Source organism: Blastococcus jejuensis (assembly GCF_039534705.1).
GTDB classification, from domain to species: domain Bacteria; phylum Actinomycetota; class Actinomycetes; order Mycobacteriales; family Geodermatophilaceae; genus Blastococcus_B; species Blastococcus_B jejuensis.
The window spans coordinates 283,812-298,195 of the sequence record NZ_BAAAVV010000005.1 but is presented as its reverse complement, the minus strand read 5'-3'; the positions used below and the strand labels follow the sequence as shown (position 1 = coordinate 298,195).

Annotated in this window: 16 protein-coding genes; 7 read left to right on the top strand and 9 right to left on the bottom strand. The window is 76.0% G+C overall.

What is annotated here, in order from left to right:
* Positions 1-2: 2 nt before the first annotated feature.
* Positions 3-1,127 carry a polyprenyl synthetase family protein gene (locus ABD644_RS12920; RefSeq protein ID WP_344689314.1) on the bottom strand — a complete coding sequence of 375 codons (1,125 nt, stop codon included), beginning with the start codon at positions 1,125-1,127 and terminating at the stop codon, positions 3-5.
* 183 nt (positions 1,128-1,310) lie between these two features.
* Here ABD644_RS12920 and metF point away from each other — a divergent pair, with 183 nt between their 5' ends.
* Complete coding sequence (gene metF, locus ABD644_RS12915; protein ID WP_344689313.1) at positions 1,311-2,261, top strand: methylenetetrahydrofolate reductase [NAD(P)H]; 951 nt, start codon at positions 1,311-1,313, stop codon at positions 2,259-2,261.
* On the opposite strand, the gene ABD644_RS12910 is transcribed toward metF, so the two are convergent.
* Positions 2,251-2,862: a hypothetical protein gene (locus ABD644_RS12910; protein ID WP_344689312.1), complete on the bottom strand. Its 612-nt coding sequence runs from the start codon at positions 2,860-2,862 to the stop codon at positions 2,251-2,253. The two genes, metF and ABD644_RS12910, sit on opposite strands and share 11 nt — an antisense overlap.
* 161 nt (positions 2,863-3,023) lie before the next feature.
* On the opposite strand from ABD644_RS12910, the gene ABD644_RS12905 reads away from it, so the two are divergent.
* From ABD644_RS12905 to ABD644_RS12890, 4 genes are read left to right on the top strand one after another with little or no spacing between them, the layout of a single operon-like run.
* Positions 3,024-3,404 carry a hypothetical protein gene (locus tag ABD644_RS12905; protein WP_344689407.1) on the top strand — a complete coding sequence of 127 codons (381 nt, stop codon included), beginning with the start codon at positions 3,024-3,026 and terminating at the stop codon, positions 3,402-3,404.
* A gap of 40 nt (positions 3,405-3,444) precedes the next feature.
* The gene (locus tag ABD644_RS12900) at positions 3,445-4,548 is read left to right on the top strand and encodes a transcriptional regulator (RefSeq protein WP_344689311.1); all 1,104 of its coding nucleotides are present in this window, start codon (positions 3,445-3,447) and stop codon (positions 4,546-4,548) included.
* On the top strand, positions 4,545-5,456 hold the full coding sequence (locus tag ABD644_RS12895) for an ABC transporter ATP-binding protein (RefSeq protein WP_344689310.1): 912 nt from the start codon (positions 4,545-4,547) through the stop codon (positions 5,454-5,456). The genes ABD644_RS12900 and ABD644_RS12895 overlap by 4 nt, the downstream gene beginning before the upstream one ends.
* Positions 5,453-6,262, top strand: a complete 810-nt coding sequence (locus ABD644_RS12890; protein WP_344689309.1) for an ABC transporter permease — start codon at positions 5,453-5,455, stop codon at positions 6,260-6,262. The genes ABD644_RS12895 and ABD644_RS12890 overlap by 4 nt, the downstream gene beginning before the upstream one ends.
* A gap of 2 nt (positions 6,263-6,264) precedes the next feature.
* Here ABD644_RS12890 and ABD644_RS12885 read toward each other — a convergent pair whose 3' ends face one another.
* Positions 6,265-7,068: a lipase family alpha/beta hydrolase gene (locus ABD644_RS12885; RefSeq protein ID WP_344689307.1), complete on the bottom strand. Its 804-nt coding sequence runs from the start codon at positions 7,066-7,068 to the stop codon at positions 6,265-6,267.
* Positions 7,069-7,135: 67 nt separating this feature from the next.
* Here ABD644_RS12885 and ABD644_RS12880 point away from each other — a divergent pair, with 67 nt between their 5' ends.
* A complete protein-coding gene (locus ABD644_RS12880) occupies positions 7,136-7,828 on the top strand; it encodes a CDP-alcohol phosphatidyltransferase family protein (RefSeq protein WP_344689306.1) in 693 nt (230 codons plus the stop codon).
* Positions 7,829-7,915: 87 nt separating this feature from the next.
* Complete coding sequence (locus tag ABD644_RS12875; protein WP_344689305.1) at positions 7,916-8,890, top strand: carbohydrate kinase family protein; 975 nt, start codon at positions 7,916-7,918, stop codon at positions 8,888-8,890.
* Between the two features lie 15 nt (positions 8,891-8,905).
* On the opposite strand, the gene ABD644_RS12870 is transcribed toward ABD644_RS12875, so the two are convergent.
* The 6 genes from ABD644_RS12870 to ABD644_RS12845 are packed head-to-tail and all read right to left on the bottom strand — an operon-like array spanning position 8,906 to position 14,264.
* A complete protein-coding gene (locus ABD644_RS12870; protein ID WP_344689304.1) occupies positions 8,906-9,556 on the bottom strand; it encodes a flavin reductase family protein in 651 nt (216 codons plus the stop codon).
* The gene (locus ABD644_RS12865) at positions 9,553-10,695 is read right to left on the bottom strand and encodes a glycosyltransferase (protein ID WP_344689303.1); all 1,143 of its coding nucleotides are present in this window, start codon (positions 10,693-10,695) and stop codon (positions 9,553-9,555) included. Before ABD644_RS12865 ends, ABD644_RS12870 begins: the two co-directional genes overlap by 4 nt.
* Positions 10,692-11,507, bottom strand: a complete 816-nt coding sequence (locus ABD644_RS12860; protein ID WP_344689302.1) for a carotenoid biosynthesis protein — start codon at positions 11,505-11,507, stop codon at positions 10,692-10,694. Before ABD644_RS12860 ends, ABD644_RS12865 begins: the two co-directional genes overlap by 4 nt.
* The gene (locus ABD644_RS12855; protein ID WP_344689301.1) at positions 11,504-13,120 is read right to left on the bottom strand and encodes a phytoene desaturase family protein; all 1,617 of its coding nucleotides are present in this window, start codon (positions 13,118-13,120) and stop codon (positions 11,504-11,506) included. The genes ABD644_RS12860 and ABD644_RS12855 overlap by 4 nt, the downstream gene beginning before the upstream one ends.
* On the bottom strand, positions 13,117-13,719 hold the full coding sequence (locus ABD644_RS12850; RefSeq protein WP_344689299.1) for a GNAT family N-acetyltransferase: 603 nt from the start codon (positions 13,717-13,719) through the stop codon (positions 13,117-13,119). The genes ABD644_RS12855 and ABD644_RS12850 overlap by 4 nt, the downstream gene beginning before the upstream one ends.
* Positions 13,716-14,264, bottom strand: coding sequence for a YbaK/EbsC family protein (locus tag ABD644_RS12845; RefSeq protein WP_344689296.1), 549 nt, complete (start codon positions 14,262-14,264; stop codon positions 13,716-13,718). Before ABD644_RS12845 ends, ABD644_RS12850 begins: the two co-directional genes overlap by 4 nt.
* Positions 14,265-14,384 lie beyond the last annotated feature (120 nt).

The window sequence follows — 14,384 nt, the reverse complement described above, 5'->3', positions numbered from 1 at the left end:
GGTCAGGCGCTGCGCGAGGTGGCGGCGACGGCGAGCGCGTCGAGGGCGGCCCGGGCGTCGGCGGCGAGCGGGGCGGCGGCGATCGCGCTGCGGGCCAGGGCGGTGCGCTCGGTGATGCGCTCCTCGACGGCCGCACGGGCGCCGGTGCTCTCCATGAGCCGGCGGAGCGCATCGAACTCGTCAGGCCCGGCCGTGGCGCGCCCGAGGACGTCGCCCAGCAGCGCCCGGCCCCCGGCGTCGGCGGCCTGCTCGGTCAGGGCGACGAGCAGGGTCTGCTTGCCCTCGCGCAGGTCGTCGTCGGCGGACTTGCCGGTGACCTCGGGGTCGCCGAACACCCCGAGGACGTCGTCGCGCAGCTGGAACGCCTCGCCGAGCGGCAGACCGATCGCGGTGCAGGCCTCGAGCATCTCCGGACCGCCGCCGGCCAGGGCGACGCCGAGCTGGAGCGGCCGCTGCACGGTGTAGCCGGCGCTCTTGTAGCGGGCCACGGTGAGGGCCCCGTCGGGGCCGGGCAGCCCGCCCGCCGCGTGCAGCAGGTCGAGGTACTGCCCGGCGGTGACCTCGGTGCGCATCGTGTCCCAGACCCCGCGCGCGCGCCCGAGTGCGGCCGCGGAGATGCCCGAGCGGCGCAGCAGCTCGTCCGACCACACCAGGGCGAGGTCGCCGACGAGGATCGCCGCCCCGGTGCCGAACAGCCGGCCGTCGCCCTCCAGGCGGCTCGCGTCGTGCCGCGTGGCGAACCCGATGTGCGTGGCCGGGCGGCCGCGGCGGGTCTGCGCGCCGTCCATCACGTCGTCGTGGACCAGGGCGCTGGCGTGCACGAACTCCAGGGCGGCGACCGCGCGGAGCACCGCCGCCTCGTCCTCGCCGTGCGCTCCGCGGGCGCCGCGCCAGCCCCAGTAGGCGAAGGCCGGGCGCAGCCGCTTCCCGCCGGCGGCCAGCGCGCGGACCTCGTCGACGAGGGGGACGAGCGTGGCGTCCATGGCGGCGAGGACGTCGCTCTGCCGGTCGAGGAACTCGTCGAGCGCGGCGCTCACCGCCGCCCGCAACCGGTCCAGGCCGGCGGCCTCGAGCGGCGGGGACCCGTCGGCGGCGTCGCTGTCCCGCTGCTGCGCCCCGACCGTCACCGGGCCAGTATCGCCCAGGCCCGCGGGGCGCGACCCGGTGAGCACGCCTACCCGGGGGGTCCCGTTGGTTCCCATTCCGCCTCCGTCGCCGTCGCCGTCGTCCCTTCTTCTCCCGGGACGGGGGGCCTGGATGCGCGCGCCAGGTGCGATTCGTCGGCGGGACGGTCCGTACCCTGGGTGCTCGTGACCCGCACCGTTCGCGAGCTGCTCGCCTCGGCACGCCCGACGTGGTCGTTCGAGTTCTTCCCGCCGAAGACGCCCGAGGCGGAGGTGCAGCTGTGGACGGCGCTGCGCGAGCTGGAGCGGCTGAAGCCGTCGTTCGTGTCGGTCACGTACGGCGCCGGCGGAACGACCCGCGAGGGCACGGTCTCGGTCACCGAGCGGATCGCGACCGATTCGACGATGACCCCGCTGGCCCACCTCACCGCCGTCGACCACAGCGTCGCCGAGCTGCGGCACGTCGTCAGCCGGCTGGCCGCCGCCGGGGTCCGCAACATGCTGGCGCTGCGCGGTGACCCGCCCGGCGCCGATCCGCAGGCCGAGTGGCTGGCCCACCCGGAGGGGCTGCACTACGCCTCCGAGCTGGTCGAGCTGATCCGGTCGATGGGCGACTTCTGCGTCGGCGTGGCCGCCTTCCCCGAGCGGCACCCGCGCTCACCGGACTTCGACTCCGACGTCGAGATGTTCGTGAGCAAGTGCCGGGCGGGCGCCGACTTCGCGATCACCCAGATGTTCTTCCGCGCCGAGGACTACCTCCGCATGCGGGACCGGGTGACCGCCCGGGGCTGCGACGTGCCGATCATCGCCGGGGTCATGCCGGTGACCAACGCGCGCCAGATCACCCGGATCGTCCAGCTCTCCGGGCAGGCGTTCCCGCCCGACCTCGCCGCCCGGTTCGCCGAGCTCGACGGGGACCGGCCCGAGGACAAAGCCGCGGTGCGGGCCTTCGGGGTCGAGGTGGCCACCGAGCTGTGCCGCACCCTGCTCGACGAGGGCGTGCCCGGCATCCACTTCATCACCATGAACCGGTCGACGGCGACGCGTGAGGTCTACGCCAACCTCGCCACCGACCCCCAGGTCGACGACGACGACCTGCCGGCCTCCGACGGCGCGGTCGCCGCTCCTATCCGCTGATTTCGGCGGCCGCCAGGTCCGCGGCGCGGCGCAGCCCCTCCCGCTCGGCCGCGTACCCGCCGAGCACGCCGACCACCGGCAGGTTCGACAGCGCGCGGTGGCGCAGCTTGCCCTTCGGCCGGGCGTCGAGGGCCTCGTCGATGCGGGCCAGCAGCCGCGACGCGCGCCACAGCGTGCGGACCGCGCCCCGCTCGCCGGGAGCGCCCAGCGCCTCGCCGCGGTAGGTGCCCTTCACGTGGCCGAGCAGGGGCTCGACGCGGCTCGCGGGCAGGTCGCGACCGAGCAGCACCCGGGCGAGCAGCGACACCCGCTCGGCCGGGTCGTCGACACCGTGCTCACCGGCCACGCCCAGGACGACCATCGACTGGACCGCGGTGCCGACGGTGTTCTGCAGCGGCAGCAGGTCGGCCAGGCGACCCACGAAGCGGGGTGCTGCCGACAGGCCGGCCGCGAACCGGGTGACGGACTCGGCCCACCACTGGTCGCGCTCGCGCTGCGGCCGCGACGGCGGCCGGCCGAGCCGGGTCACCAGGGGGGTGAGCAGCCGGTCGACCCGGCGGAACACGTCGACGACGACGGCGTCGCTGATCGGGGGAGCCATGCAGGGGTCATGCCCAGGGCCGCGCGAGATCAACACCCGCCGAGCCGTCGATCGATGCCCCGGAGGAGGACACTTCTCACGTCGACGTGTCCGCCCGGGGGACATCGTGGACGACGGCCGGATCCGGGCCGGGCATTCCGACTAGCCTGCCGGCCGTGATCATGGTCGCGGCGGTCGTCGCCTACGTGCTGCTGGCCGGGCTGGCCGCGTTCCAGATCGCCCTGGTCGCCGGCGCCCCGCTCGGGCACCTCGCCTGGGGCGGGAAGCACCGCGTGCTGCCGCGCGGCCTGCGGGTGGCCAGTGCGCTGTCGGTCCCGCTGTACGCGCTGTTCGCCTGGATCATCTCGGCCGCCGTCGCGCGGGCCACCGAGTTCGGCGACTACGTCTACGAGACCCCTCCCGCCCTCTGGGTGCTGACGGCGTACTTCGGCATCGGCGTCCTCGCGAACGCGGCCTCCCGCAGCCGGCCCGAGCGCCTGGTGATGACGCCGGTCGCGCTCGTGCTGGCGCTGTGCTGCCTGGTCATCGCGCTGAAGGTCTGAGCCCGACCTGGCGCGCCGGGTGGCTCGTACCGTGGCGGGCATGGCGGCGCGAGGACACGGTGCGGCCCGGAGGTGGGCCGTCGTCGTCGCACTCGTCGTCGTCCTGGTGGCGACGCCGCTGGTTCTCCGCGCGCTGCCGGCCGCCGACGCCGACGTGCCGGCGGCCGACCTCGCGGCCGCCGTCCTCGGCAGCGCCGACGTCGGCTTCTCCGGGTACGCGGTGTCGGCCGGTGGGCTGGCCCTCCCGGTGGGCGACCAGCTGCCCTCGCTGGCCGACCTGTTCAGCGACCGGACGGCGATGCGCGTGTGGTGGCGCGGGCCCGAGGACCACCGGGTCGACGTGCTCTCGGGGGCGGGGGAGACGGGCACCCACCGGGACGCGACCGGCACCTGGACCTGGGAGTACGAGCGGGCCACCGCCGCCCGGGGCGCGCTGACCCCCTTCACCCTGCCCGCGCCGCCCGACGTGCTGCCCACCTCGCTCGCGCGGCGCCTGCTCTCGGAGGCCGACGACGCCGAACTGGCCCGGATCGGCGCCCGCCGCGTGGCCGGCCGGGACGCCCTCGGGCTGCGGCTGGTGCCGGCCGAGGACGCCGCGGGCGTCGAGCGGGTCGACGTCTGGGTGGAGCCCGACAGCGGGCTGGCCCTGCAGGTGGAGGTGTACGGGAAGGGAGCCGACCGCCCCGCGCTCGACACCCGGTTCCTCGACCTCGACCTCGCCGTCCCGGCGGCCGCGGTGACCGCGTTCTTCCCGCCGGTCGGCTCGTCGGTCCGGCAGGCGCGCGAGGCCGAGGTCGTCCTCGAGGCCGGGCGCCGGATCACGCCCGTGCCGCTGCCCGACGAGCTGGCGGGGTTGCCCCGCCGGCAGCTGGAGGGGGCGCCGCCCGGGATCGGCCTCTACGGCCGCGGCGTGACGGTGCTGGCCGTCGCGCCCGTGCCACCCGGGCTGGCTCGGGGGCTGCGCACGGCCCTGGACCAGAGTCCGGACGCCGTCCGCGACGACGCCGGGGCGCGGCTGGCCGTCGGTCCGGTCGCGCTCATGCTCGTGGAGCCGGGCCACGGCCCCTACGTGCTCACCGGCACCGTGACGCTCGACGCCCTGGCGGCCGCCGCCGGGCAGCTGCAGCAGGATCCCGCGCCGTGATCACCACCCGACGGCTGGTCAAGCAGTTCGGCCGGCTCCGTGCCGTCGACGGCATCGACCTCGACGTCCGCGCCGGTGACATCTACGGCTTCCTCGGGGCCAACGGCTCGGGCAAGACCACCACCGTGCGGATGCTGCTGGGGCTGGTGCTGCCCACCAGCGGGGAGATCGAGCTGCTCGGGAGCCGGATGCCGCGGGCCGGGCGGCGGGTGCTGCCGCGGGTCGGGGCGCTGATCGAGGGCCCGGCGCACTACGGGCACCTGTCGGGCCGGGAGAACCTCGCGCTGCTCGACGCCGCGGGGCCGGGCGGGTCCTGGCGCACCCGCCGGGCACGGATCGGGGAGGTCCTTGAGCAGGTCGGCCTGGCCGGTGTCGGCCGGCGCCCGGTCAAGGCGTACTCCCTGGGCATGCGCCAGCGCCTCGGGTTGGCCGGCGCGCTGCTGCGCCGCCCGGAGCTGCTCGTTCTCGACGAGCCGACCAACGGCCTGGACCCGCAGGGCATCACCGAGGTGCGCGAGCTGCTGCTCGACCTGCACCGCGAGGGCACGACGGTCTTCCTGTCCAGCCACCTCCTGGCCGAGGTCGAGCAGCTCTGCTCCCGGGTGGGGGTGCTCGACCGGGGCCGGCTGGTGCTGCAGGACGAGCTCGCGGCGCTCACCGCCCCGACCGGGTCGACCGTGGTGCACACGCCCACGCCGGACCGGGTGCGCGCCGTCCTCGACGGGCGGGTGACCGCGACCGACGGCGAGCGGGTCGTGGTGCGCGGGGCCGACCCCGCCGAGGTGAACGCGCGGCTCGTCGGGGCCGGCATCGCGGTCACCGCTCTCTCGCTGGAGCGGCCGACGCTGGAACAGGTGGTCCTCGCCGCGGCCGGCACCAGCACCGACCGGGTGGAGGCGCCCCGGTGATCGTCGTGGAGCTGCGGAAGCTGTTCCGCCGTCCCCGGACGTGGGCGACGATCGGCGTCCTCAACGCGCTGCCGGTCCTGGTCGCCGTCCTCCTGGTGGTCACCGACCTGGCGCCGCGGCCGGGCGAGGGGCCGCCGTTCCTGTCGGCGGTGCTGTCCAACGGCGCCCTCTACCCGCTGGCCGCGCTGGCCATCGTGCTGCCGCTGTTCCTGCCCATCGCGGTCGCCGTCGTGGCCGGTGACTCGGTGGCCGGCGAGGCCCAGGCCGGCACGCTGCGCTACCTGCTGGCCCGCCCGGCCGGCCGCACCCGGCTGCTGGTGGCCAAGCTGGTCGCGGTCCTGGTGTTCGTGCTCGTCACGGTGCTGGTCGTCGCCGGGGTGGGCTACGTGCTGGGGGCGACGCTGTTCGACGCCCAGCCGGCGGCGGGCACGTCGGTGTCGGGCACGTCCCTCAGCTCGCAGGAGCTCTCCGTGCGGACGCTGCTGGCCATCGGCTACGTCGCCGTCTCCATGCTGGGCGTCGCCGCCTTCGCCCTGTTCTTCTCCACGCTCACCGACTCCCCGCTGGGCGCCACCATGGGTGCGCTGGCGGTGCTCGTCGCGTCGTCCCTGCTGTTCACCCTCGACGCGGCCTCACCGATCGCGCCCTACCTGCCCACCCGGTACTGGCTGGCGTTCGTCGACTTCTTCCGCGACCCGATCCACTGGCGCGACATCACCCGCGGGCTGGCGCTGCAGGGCGTCTACGTGGGCGTGCTGCTCGCGGCGGCATGGGCGAACTTCACGACCAAGGACGTCACCAGTTGAGTTCAGCCGCCGAGGCGGGCGCAGTCGCCCGCGTCGAGCGGCACCGGGTCCCCGGCGGCGAGCTGCGCCAGCACGATCGCCTGGACGACGGCGTCCCGCGGCAGCTCGCCGTGACCCAGCTGCGCCTGCGGGCACACCTCCTGCACCGGCAGGTTCAGCGCCCCGTCGAGCCGGGCGGAGTCCGGCGGGGTGACGGTGCGGTCCTGCGTCGTCCAGATCGAGACCCAGGTCGGCCCGGCCGGCGTCTCGTCGCCGGCGTTGAGCCGGGCGAGGACGGCGCTGCCGGTGCCGAGTTGCACGCAGCCCAGGGGGCACTGGTCGGGGGCGACCTCCCCGGCCAGGTCGGCCAGCGTGGTCCCGTGGTGCGGGGCCCCGAGCGTGATCACCCGCCGGACGACGGCGGCCCCGCCGTCGGCCACCCACAGCCGGGCCACCACACCGCCGGCGGAGTAGCCGACGACGTCGACGCTGTCGGCGCCGCTGCGATCCAGCGCCGCGTCGGCAGCGGCGCCCAGCGCGGCCGCCGATTCCGCCAGGTCACCGGTTCCGGTACCGGGCAGCCGCACCACCGTGGCGTCCCGGCCCTGGGCGGTCAGCAGGTCGGCCAGCGGTTGCAGGGACGACGTCGAACCGCCGTAGCCGGGGACGAGCAGGACCGGCCCGGGCCGCTCCTGGGACACCGGCTCGGCCGCCGGAGCCGAGCCCCGCGACACGAGGACGACGGCGAGCGCGGTCAGCGCGACGACGACGAGGGCCGCCACGCCGAGGAGGAACCGCCGACGCGCGGGGGAGAGACCGACGAGCACACCCCTACTGTCCCGCGTGACGGCAATCGATGTCGGCAGTTCGGTGGCGGGGAAGGGAGGCGGCGGGGTGCGCAGCCGTGAGGAGTACCTCGCCGCGTGGTCGGAGTGGCACGGCGGCACCGGCACGGCCAGCCCGCTGGTGCGGGGGTGGCTGTCGATCGCCTACGCCCTGGCCCGGCCGATCGCCGGCCTCCCCCCGGCCGTGGCGACCGCGCTCGGTGTCGTCGTCGCGGCCGCGGCGATCGTGCCGGCAGCGGCGGGGGGCGCGTGGCTGATCGCGGCCGGGCTGCTGATCGGGCTCTCCGGGCTGGTCGACTCGATCGACGGCGCGCTGGCCATCGGCACCGGGCGGGCGTCGCAGCGGGGCTTCGTGCTCGACTCCGTCGCCGACCGGTTGACCGAGGCCGCGTACGCCGCAGCGCTGTGGGCCGCGGGTGCGCCGGGCTGGCTCGCGGTCGCGTTCGGTGCGCTGTGCTGGCTGCCCGACTACCTGCGCGCGCGGGCCGGTCAGGCCGGGATCGACCGCACCGGCCCCCTCTCGGTCTGGGAGCGGCCCACCCGCGTGGCGATGGCAGGGATGACCCTCGGGGGCGCGGGAGTGGTCGCCGGGCTCGGCCACGCCGACCTGGTCGTGCTCGCCGGGACCGGCGTCGGCGCGGCGCTCGGGGCGGTCGGCACCGTCCAGCTCGGGCTCTGGTTCCGCGGTGTCCTGGCCGGTCCGGAGGCCTCCGGGCGAGCGCCCGGCCCGGGCGGCTCCTAGGCTGTGCGGGGCCCCGACCGTTCACGGGCCCGTCGCCGTCCGGCCGCTGGACCTTCCTCCCAGCGCCACCACCCAGGGAGATCCCCCGTGCCCGTCGCCGTCACCGGCTCGATCGCCACCGATCACCTGATGACCTTCCCGGGCCGCTTCACCGAGCAGTTCGTCGAGGGCCAGATGGAGAACGTCTCCCTGTCGTTCCTCGTCGACGACCTGGTCCAGCACCGCGGCGGGGCCGGCGCGAACATGGCCTACGGCATGGGCCTGCTCGGTCTCGAGCCGGTGCTCGTCGGCGCCGTCGGCAGCGACTTCGCCGACTACGAGGCCTGGCTCTCCCGGCACGGGGTCGACACCCGCAGCGTCCACTGGTCGGAGCTCAAGCACACCGCCCGGTTCGTCTGCACGACCGACACCGACAACAACCAGATCGCCTCCTTCTACTCGGGCGCGATGTCCGAGGCGTCCCAGATCGAGCTGGCGCCGGTCGCCCACCGCGTCGGCGACCTCGACCTCGTCGTCATCGGCCCCAACGACCCGACCGCGATGGTGCGCCACACCCAGGAGTGCCGGGAGCGGGGCTTCGCCTTCGCCGCCGACCCCAGCCAGCAGCTGGCATGGGCCGACGGCGAGATGATCCGCGACCTGGTCGACGGTGCCGAGCTGCTGTTCACCAACGAGTACGAGGCGGCCCTGCTGCTGCAGAAGACCGGGTGGAACGCCGACGAGGTGCTGGCCCGGGTCGGCACCTGGGTGACCACCCGGGCCGCCGAGGGCGTGCTCGTGCGGCAGGCGGGGGAGCAGCCGCTGTCGGTGCTGGCCGTGCCCGAGACCAAGCCGGTGGAACCGACCGGTGGCGGCGACGCGCTGCGGGCGGGCTTCATCGCCGGCCGCATGTGGGGCCTCGGCCTCGAGCGGGCCACCCAGCTCGGGTCGGCGGTCGCGACGGCGGCCGTCGAGGTCGTCGGCACGCAGGAGTACGACCTCCCGCGGGAGAGCTTCCTCGGCCGGTTCGCCGAGGCGTTCGGCCGCGACGCCGCGGACGAGGTCGCCGCGTTCCTGCCGTAGGTCACCCGCCCCGGTTCACTCGCCCCGGACGCGTTCTCCGATCGAGGGGTCCGCGGCCCACTTCTGATAGGGGATCCGGCGGATCTCCTTGACCTCGCCGATCGTCGCCCACTCGTTGCCGCCGAGCCGGGCCAGCGGCTTGAGCTGCTCGATGCGTGGCCGACCGTCGCGGACGGCGTCCGCCCAGACGCTGATCTGCACCACCCGGCCGAGCACCAGCGTGCTGTCACCGAGGCCCAGGGTGGCGTGCAGCGTGCACTCGATCGACACCGGCGACTCCGCCACGCGCATGGCGGCCACGCGCTCGGCGGGCTCCAGCCGCACCCCCGCCTGCTCGGCCTCGCTGGCGTCGGGCGGGAAGTCGGTGCCCGTGGCGTTGACCTGCTCGAACAGCGCCTCCGGGGTCAGGTTGACGGTGAACTCCCCGGTTGCCTCGACGTTGTTCAGGGAGTCCTTCCGGCCGACCGACGTGAACTGCACGATCGGCGGCGCGACGCAGGCCACCGTGTAGAAGGAGTGCGGCGCCAGGTTGTCCACGCCGTCGGCCGACCGGCTGCACACCCAGGCGATCGGCCGCGGGACGACGACGGAGTTGAGCACCCGGTAGAACGCCGTGCGCTCCATCTCGGCCGGATCGAAGGTCACGCGGGGCAGGGAGTCGGTCACCGGTCCATCGTGACCCACTGCGCTCGGGGCGCCGCGGCCAGCGGTCGGCCGCGCCAGGTGAGGGTCCCTCTCCGGCGGCCGCGCAGCGACCGCGCCATGAGCACGTCGAGGAGCAGCACCGACACCGGGTGCGCGAGCGCGTCGGGCCAGACCCGGCCGCCGGTGCGGGCGGCGACGACCGCCCGGCCGGCCACCCCGGCCGCGTACCCGAGCAGGCCGACCCGCGAGCCGCGCAGCGCGGCGGCGGGGGGCGCCACCCAGACGGCGGTCAGCGCTGCGGCCGCGGCCACGCTGGCGGCCGGCGAGCCGCCGACCGCCTGCCACAACGACTTGGCGTAGCCCTCCCGGAGTTCGGCCCAGCCCTCGTACATGCGGCAGGCCGCCAACCGGGAGCCGTCGATCGGGCCGCCGAGGCCGCCGGACCGCTTCACCGCGCGCAGCAGGGCGACGTCCTCGACGACCTCGCCGCGCACCGCGGCGTGCCCGCCGGCGCGGGCGTACCCGCGGGCGGTGAGCACGAGGAACTGGCCGTTGGCCGCCGACAGCGACGGCCGCCGCGACCGTTCGGCGAGCCGGACGGGCAGCGTCGTGGCCCAGAGCCAGGGCGCCAGGGGCTGGACCAGCCGCTCCGGGAGCCCCTCGGCCAGCGGGCGCGGCCAGGGGGAGACCAGGTCGAGACCCTGTCGGTCGAGCACGGCGACGGCGGCCGCCAGGGCGTCGGGGAACAGCCGGACGTCGGCGTCGACGAACACGAGCACGCCGTCGTCGCCGGGCCCCGCGGCGGCCACCCCGGTCGCGCACGCGTGCGGCTTGCCCAGCCAGCCGGGCGGCGGTGGATCGGCGGTGACCAGCCGGACCCGCGGATCGGGCACCTCGCGGACGACCTTCGCCGTGCCGTCGGTGGAGCCGTCGTCGACGACGACGATCCGCAGGTCGGCCACGCCGCGCTGGTCGAGCAGGCTGGCCAGGCAGGCCGCGACGTGCCGCTCCTCGTTCCGCACCGGCAGGACGACGGTGACCGGCCGGCGGACCGGGGGTGGCTCCGCCGGGGGACGCCGCAGCAGGGCCATGTTGAGCGCCGCGTGGACGGCGCCGAGCACCGAGACGCCGGCCAGCGCGCGCAGCGCCCGACCGCTCACCGGCGCCACCGCTGGAGGGCCAGAGCTCCCAGCACCGGTACGGCGAGCGCCACGCCCCAGGCCGCCGAGCCGGGCAGGCCGAGCCAGCCGGCGTGGGCCAGCGCGCCGCCGAGCGTCATCCAGGCCAGGGCCAGCAGGGGAGCGGCGGGGCCGATCCGCGGTGACCCGGCGGCCCGCGTGCGGGCCACGAGCAGATCGAGCGCGGTCATCAGCACGGTGCCGGCCAGCAGCCAGCCGGCCAGGTTGGTCAGCGGGACGGTGTCGATGCCGGGGAGGCCGGGCTGCGGATGCGTCCAGGTCCAGTAGCCGGCCTGCACCATCTGCGGGTCGAGCACGACGTCCCAGGCCGCGAACACCGCGGCGGCCACGGCGATCCGCACGGGGCGCCGGCGGGCGAGGTGCTCGGCGAGCAGAAAGCTCGGCCAGGCCATCATCAGCCAGGCCAGCGGCACCAGGAACGGGACCCCGAGCAGGGTGGGGCCCAGCGCGTCGCTGTACCGGTACTCGCCGTACGGGAAACCCGTGGCCAGCCCGACCGCTTCGAACGCCACCGCGGTTCCACCGACGAGCAGCAGCAGGCCGAGCGCGGTGCGCCGGCCGCGGCTGGTGCCCGCGTGCACCAGCGAGAGGGCCGAGCCGAGGCCGACGATCGTCCAGGAGACGGCGTCGCGCGCCCCGCCCGACGTCAGCGGGTAGGCGATCGCGGTCGCGATCAGCAGCAGCGCGAGGACCAGCGGCACCGCCGCGGGATTGGGGCGCAGCGACCGCGGAGCGACCGCCGTGCTCCGCGGCTTGGTCACCTGCGTGGTCATCGGCGGGCCCGTGCGAGGAGCCGGCGCAGCGGCCGCCGGTCGGCGAGCAGCGTGCGCGCGGCCGCGCGGCCGGAGTTGCCCGACACCCCGCCGCCGGGGTGGGTCGACGCACCGGCCAGGTAGAGGCCGGCCAGCCCCGGCACCCGGTAGCCGGACAGGGCAGGGCTCGGCCGGAAGGCGAACATGCTGGCCAGCCCCATCTCCACGTGCATGACGTTGCCACGGGGCAGGGACAGTTCGCGTTCCAGCGCCAGCGGGGTCTGGACGTACGTGTCGAGCACCGACGCGGCGAAGCCGGGCGCGAAGCGGTCGACGGCGTCGACCAGCCGGCGGGCCTCGGCGTCGGCGAGCGCGTCCCAGTCCCCGCCGTCGGCGAGCGCGTAGGGGTACCACTGCCCCCAGATCGTGACGACGTGCCGCCCCGGCGGCGCGAGCGTCTCGTCGCTCGCCGAGAAGCTCATCGCCAGCGGGACGGGGGAGCGGGGGAGCCGGCCGGCGCCCCAGTCGCCGTGCGCCGCGGCCAGCTCGGCGCGGTCGGTGCACAGCAGCTGCAGGCCCTGCAGCGCCAGCGCCGGGTCGACGCCCGGGTAGGCCGGCAGCGCGTCGGTCAGCACCCGGACGACGAGACCGAACCCGTTGCCGATCGGCGGGTCGGCGTCGGCCAGGGCAGGTGGTGCGGCGTCACCGGCCAGCGTCCGGGTGGCGCCGATGTGGCAGGCGGCGAGGACGGCGCCGGCGTCGATCCGCCGTCCGGAGACGGTCTCGATGCCGGTCACCCGGCCGTCCTCGACCAGCAGCCGCGCGGCGCCGTCCCCGAGGGTCACGCGCCCGCCGTCGGCCTCGAGCCTGCGGCGCAGCGCCGCGGTGAGCCCGCCGGAGCCGCCGACCGGGTGGCCCGGGGGAACGTCGTGCAGCAGGGCCACCCACCCGACCATCGCGGCGGTGCCCGGCTCGGACATCGGTGGCCCGCTCTGCGCGCCGAACCAGGCCAGTGCCGCCTTGAGCCGCTCGCTGCCGAACCACCGGTCGAGCAGGGCGTCGCCGGAGCCCAGGAAGTCGACGGCGAGGTCGCCCCCCGGGGTGCGCGGCTGCCCGTTCGACGGGGCGCCGAGCGGCCAGAAGGAGCGCACCAGGCCGGCCGCGGTCGGCGGGCGGGAGAACGAGGTGGCGACGGCGCGGCTGCGCGGGCCCCACACGCCGACGAACCGGCGGTAGGCCTCGGCGTCGGCGGCCCCGCAGGCGGCGGCGATCGAGGCGCAGGTCGCGTCGAGGTCGACGGAGAACAGCAGCGGCTGCCCGTCCGGGCCGGGATCTCCGGGCGCGGGCGCCGGGGCGAAGCCCCACGGGTCGCAGTCGAGATAGCGCAGCCCGTGGGCGGCGAGGTCGAGGTCCTCGACGATGCCGCTGTGACGCACGATCACGTGCGCGCTCGAGCCACGGTCGACCCGCACGCCGGGCCAGCGCTCCACGGTCGAGACGGCGCCACCGAGCACCTCGTCGGACTCGACGACCTCGACGCGCAGGCCCGCCCGGGCCAGGTAGCAGGCCGCGACCAGCCCGTTGTGGCCCGAGCCGACCACGACGACGTCGGCGGTCGTGTCGCCGGGGCTCACCGGGGGCGCGAGCTGCCGGCACCCGTTCCGGCGCCGTGCAGCCGCAGCGGCAGGGTGGCGCCCAGGATGGCGAAGGGCCGGGCATCGCCCGGGAAGTGGTAGCCGCGGGCGAGGTCGACGAACCCGTCGGCGTGGTAGAGCCGGAACGCCTTGGTGTCGGCGTCGGGGGTCGACAGCAGCGCGGCGGGATAGGGGAGGCCGTCGACGAGGGCGTGCAGCAGCCGGCGCCCCAGCCCCTGGCTCTGGTGGTCGGGGTGGACGTGCAGCTCGCACACCTCGAACGCGCCGGGCAGCCAGCGCTTCGCCGTCCGCCGGTCCAGGGCCGCCCGGACCTGGTCGTGCCACCACTGGCCGGGCTCGACGAGGTAGCCGTAGCCGAAGCCGACGAGCTGGTCGTCGTTGTCGGTCTCGGCGAACGCGCCGACGGCACGGAAGCCGGGCCGGTCGGTGTGCTGGATCGCGTAGCCGTACCGGCCGGCGACCACCGACGAGTCGTAGCCCATGGCGAGCCCGTAGATGATCAGCGCCTCGTGCATGTGCTCGCGCAGCCAGGCGGTGGACAGCTCCGTGACGCGGGTCGTCGGCTTGGTGCCGGTCATGAGGTGCACACCTGCCCTTCGGGGACCGGGACGGGGCCGGATGCAGTCGCCTGGGTGTGGGTGGGGCCCGCACCGACCTCGGCCGCGGTGCCCTCGGTCAGGCGGAGCAGCTCGTCGTAGCTGGTGCAGAACACGGCGGCGGGGTGGCCGGCGGCGGCCCACACGCGCTCGTAGCGGGCCAGCTCGACGTCGACGAGGGTGCCGATCGGCGCGGGGTGCCCGATCGGGGCGACCCCGCCGATCGCCTGGCCGGTGTGCCGGCGCACGAAGTCGGCCGGGGCCGGGGCGATTCGCTCGACGCCGAGCAGGTCGGCGACCGTGGGCTCGTCGACGCGGTGGGCGCCGCTGGTGAGCACCAGCAGCGGCAGGTCGCCGACGGCGAAGACCAGGCTGTTGACGATCGCGCCGAGCGGGACGTCGAGTGCCGCGGCGGCCGCGGCGGCGGTGCGCACCTCGGCGGGCAGGACGCGGACCTCCGCCTGGGCGCCGGCGTCGGCGAGCAGCCGGGCGACCTCGGCCACCCGTGGGTGCTCGGGTGCGGTCATGCGGCTGATCCTGCCACCGGCCTCGGACCGGTGCCGACACGGTCGCCGCCGGTCTTGACGGCGCGGACGGGGTCGGGTCTACTGGAGTCGTTCGAACACGTGTTCGAACAAGCAGGACAC

Bases quoted from the DNA above. Each gene is read 5' to 3' on its own strand.
- ABD644_RS12900 (WP_344689311.1), top strand. From the start codon at position 3,445: ATGGCGGCGCGAGGACACGGTGCGGCCCGGAGGTGGGCCGTCGTCGTC.
- ABD644_RS12845 (WP_344689296.1), bottom strand. From the start codon at position 14,264: ATGACCGCACCCGAGCACCCACGGGTGGCCGAGGTCGCCCGGCTGCTC.
- ABD644_RS12850 (WP_344689299.1), bottom strand. From the start codon at position 13,719: ATGACCGGCACCAAGCCGACGACCCGCGTCACGGAGCTGTCCACCGCC.
- ABD644_RS12905 (WP_344689407.1), top strand. From the start codon at position 3,024: ATGGTCGCGGCGGTCGTCGCCTACGTGCTGCTGGCCGGGCTGGCCGCG.
- ABD644_RS12910 (WP_344689312.1), bottom strand. From the start codon at position 2,862: ATGGCTCCCCCGATCAGCGACGCCGTCGTCGTCGACGTGTTCCGCCGG.
- ABD644_RS12860 (WP_344689302.1), bottom strand. From the start codon at position 11,507: ATGACCACGCAGGTGACCAAGCCGCGGAGCACGGCGGTCGCTCCGCGG.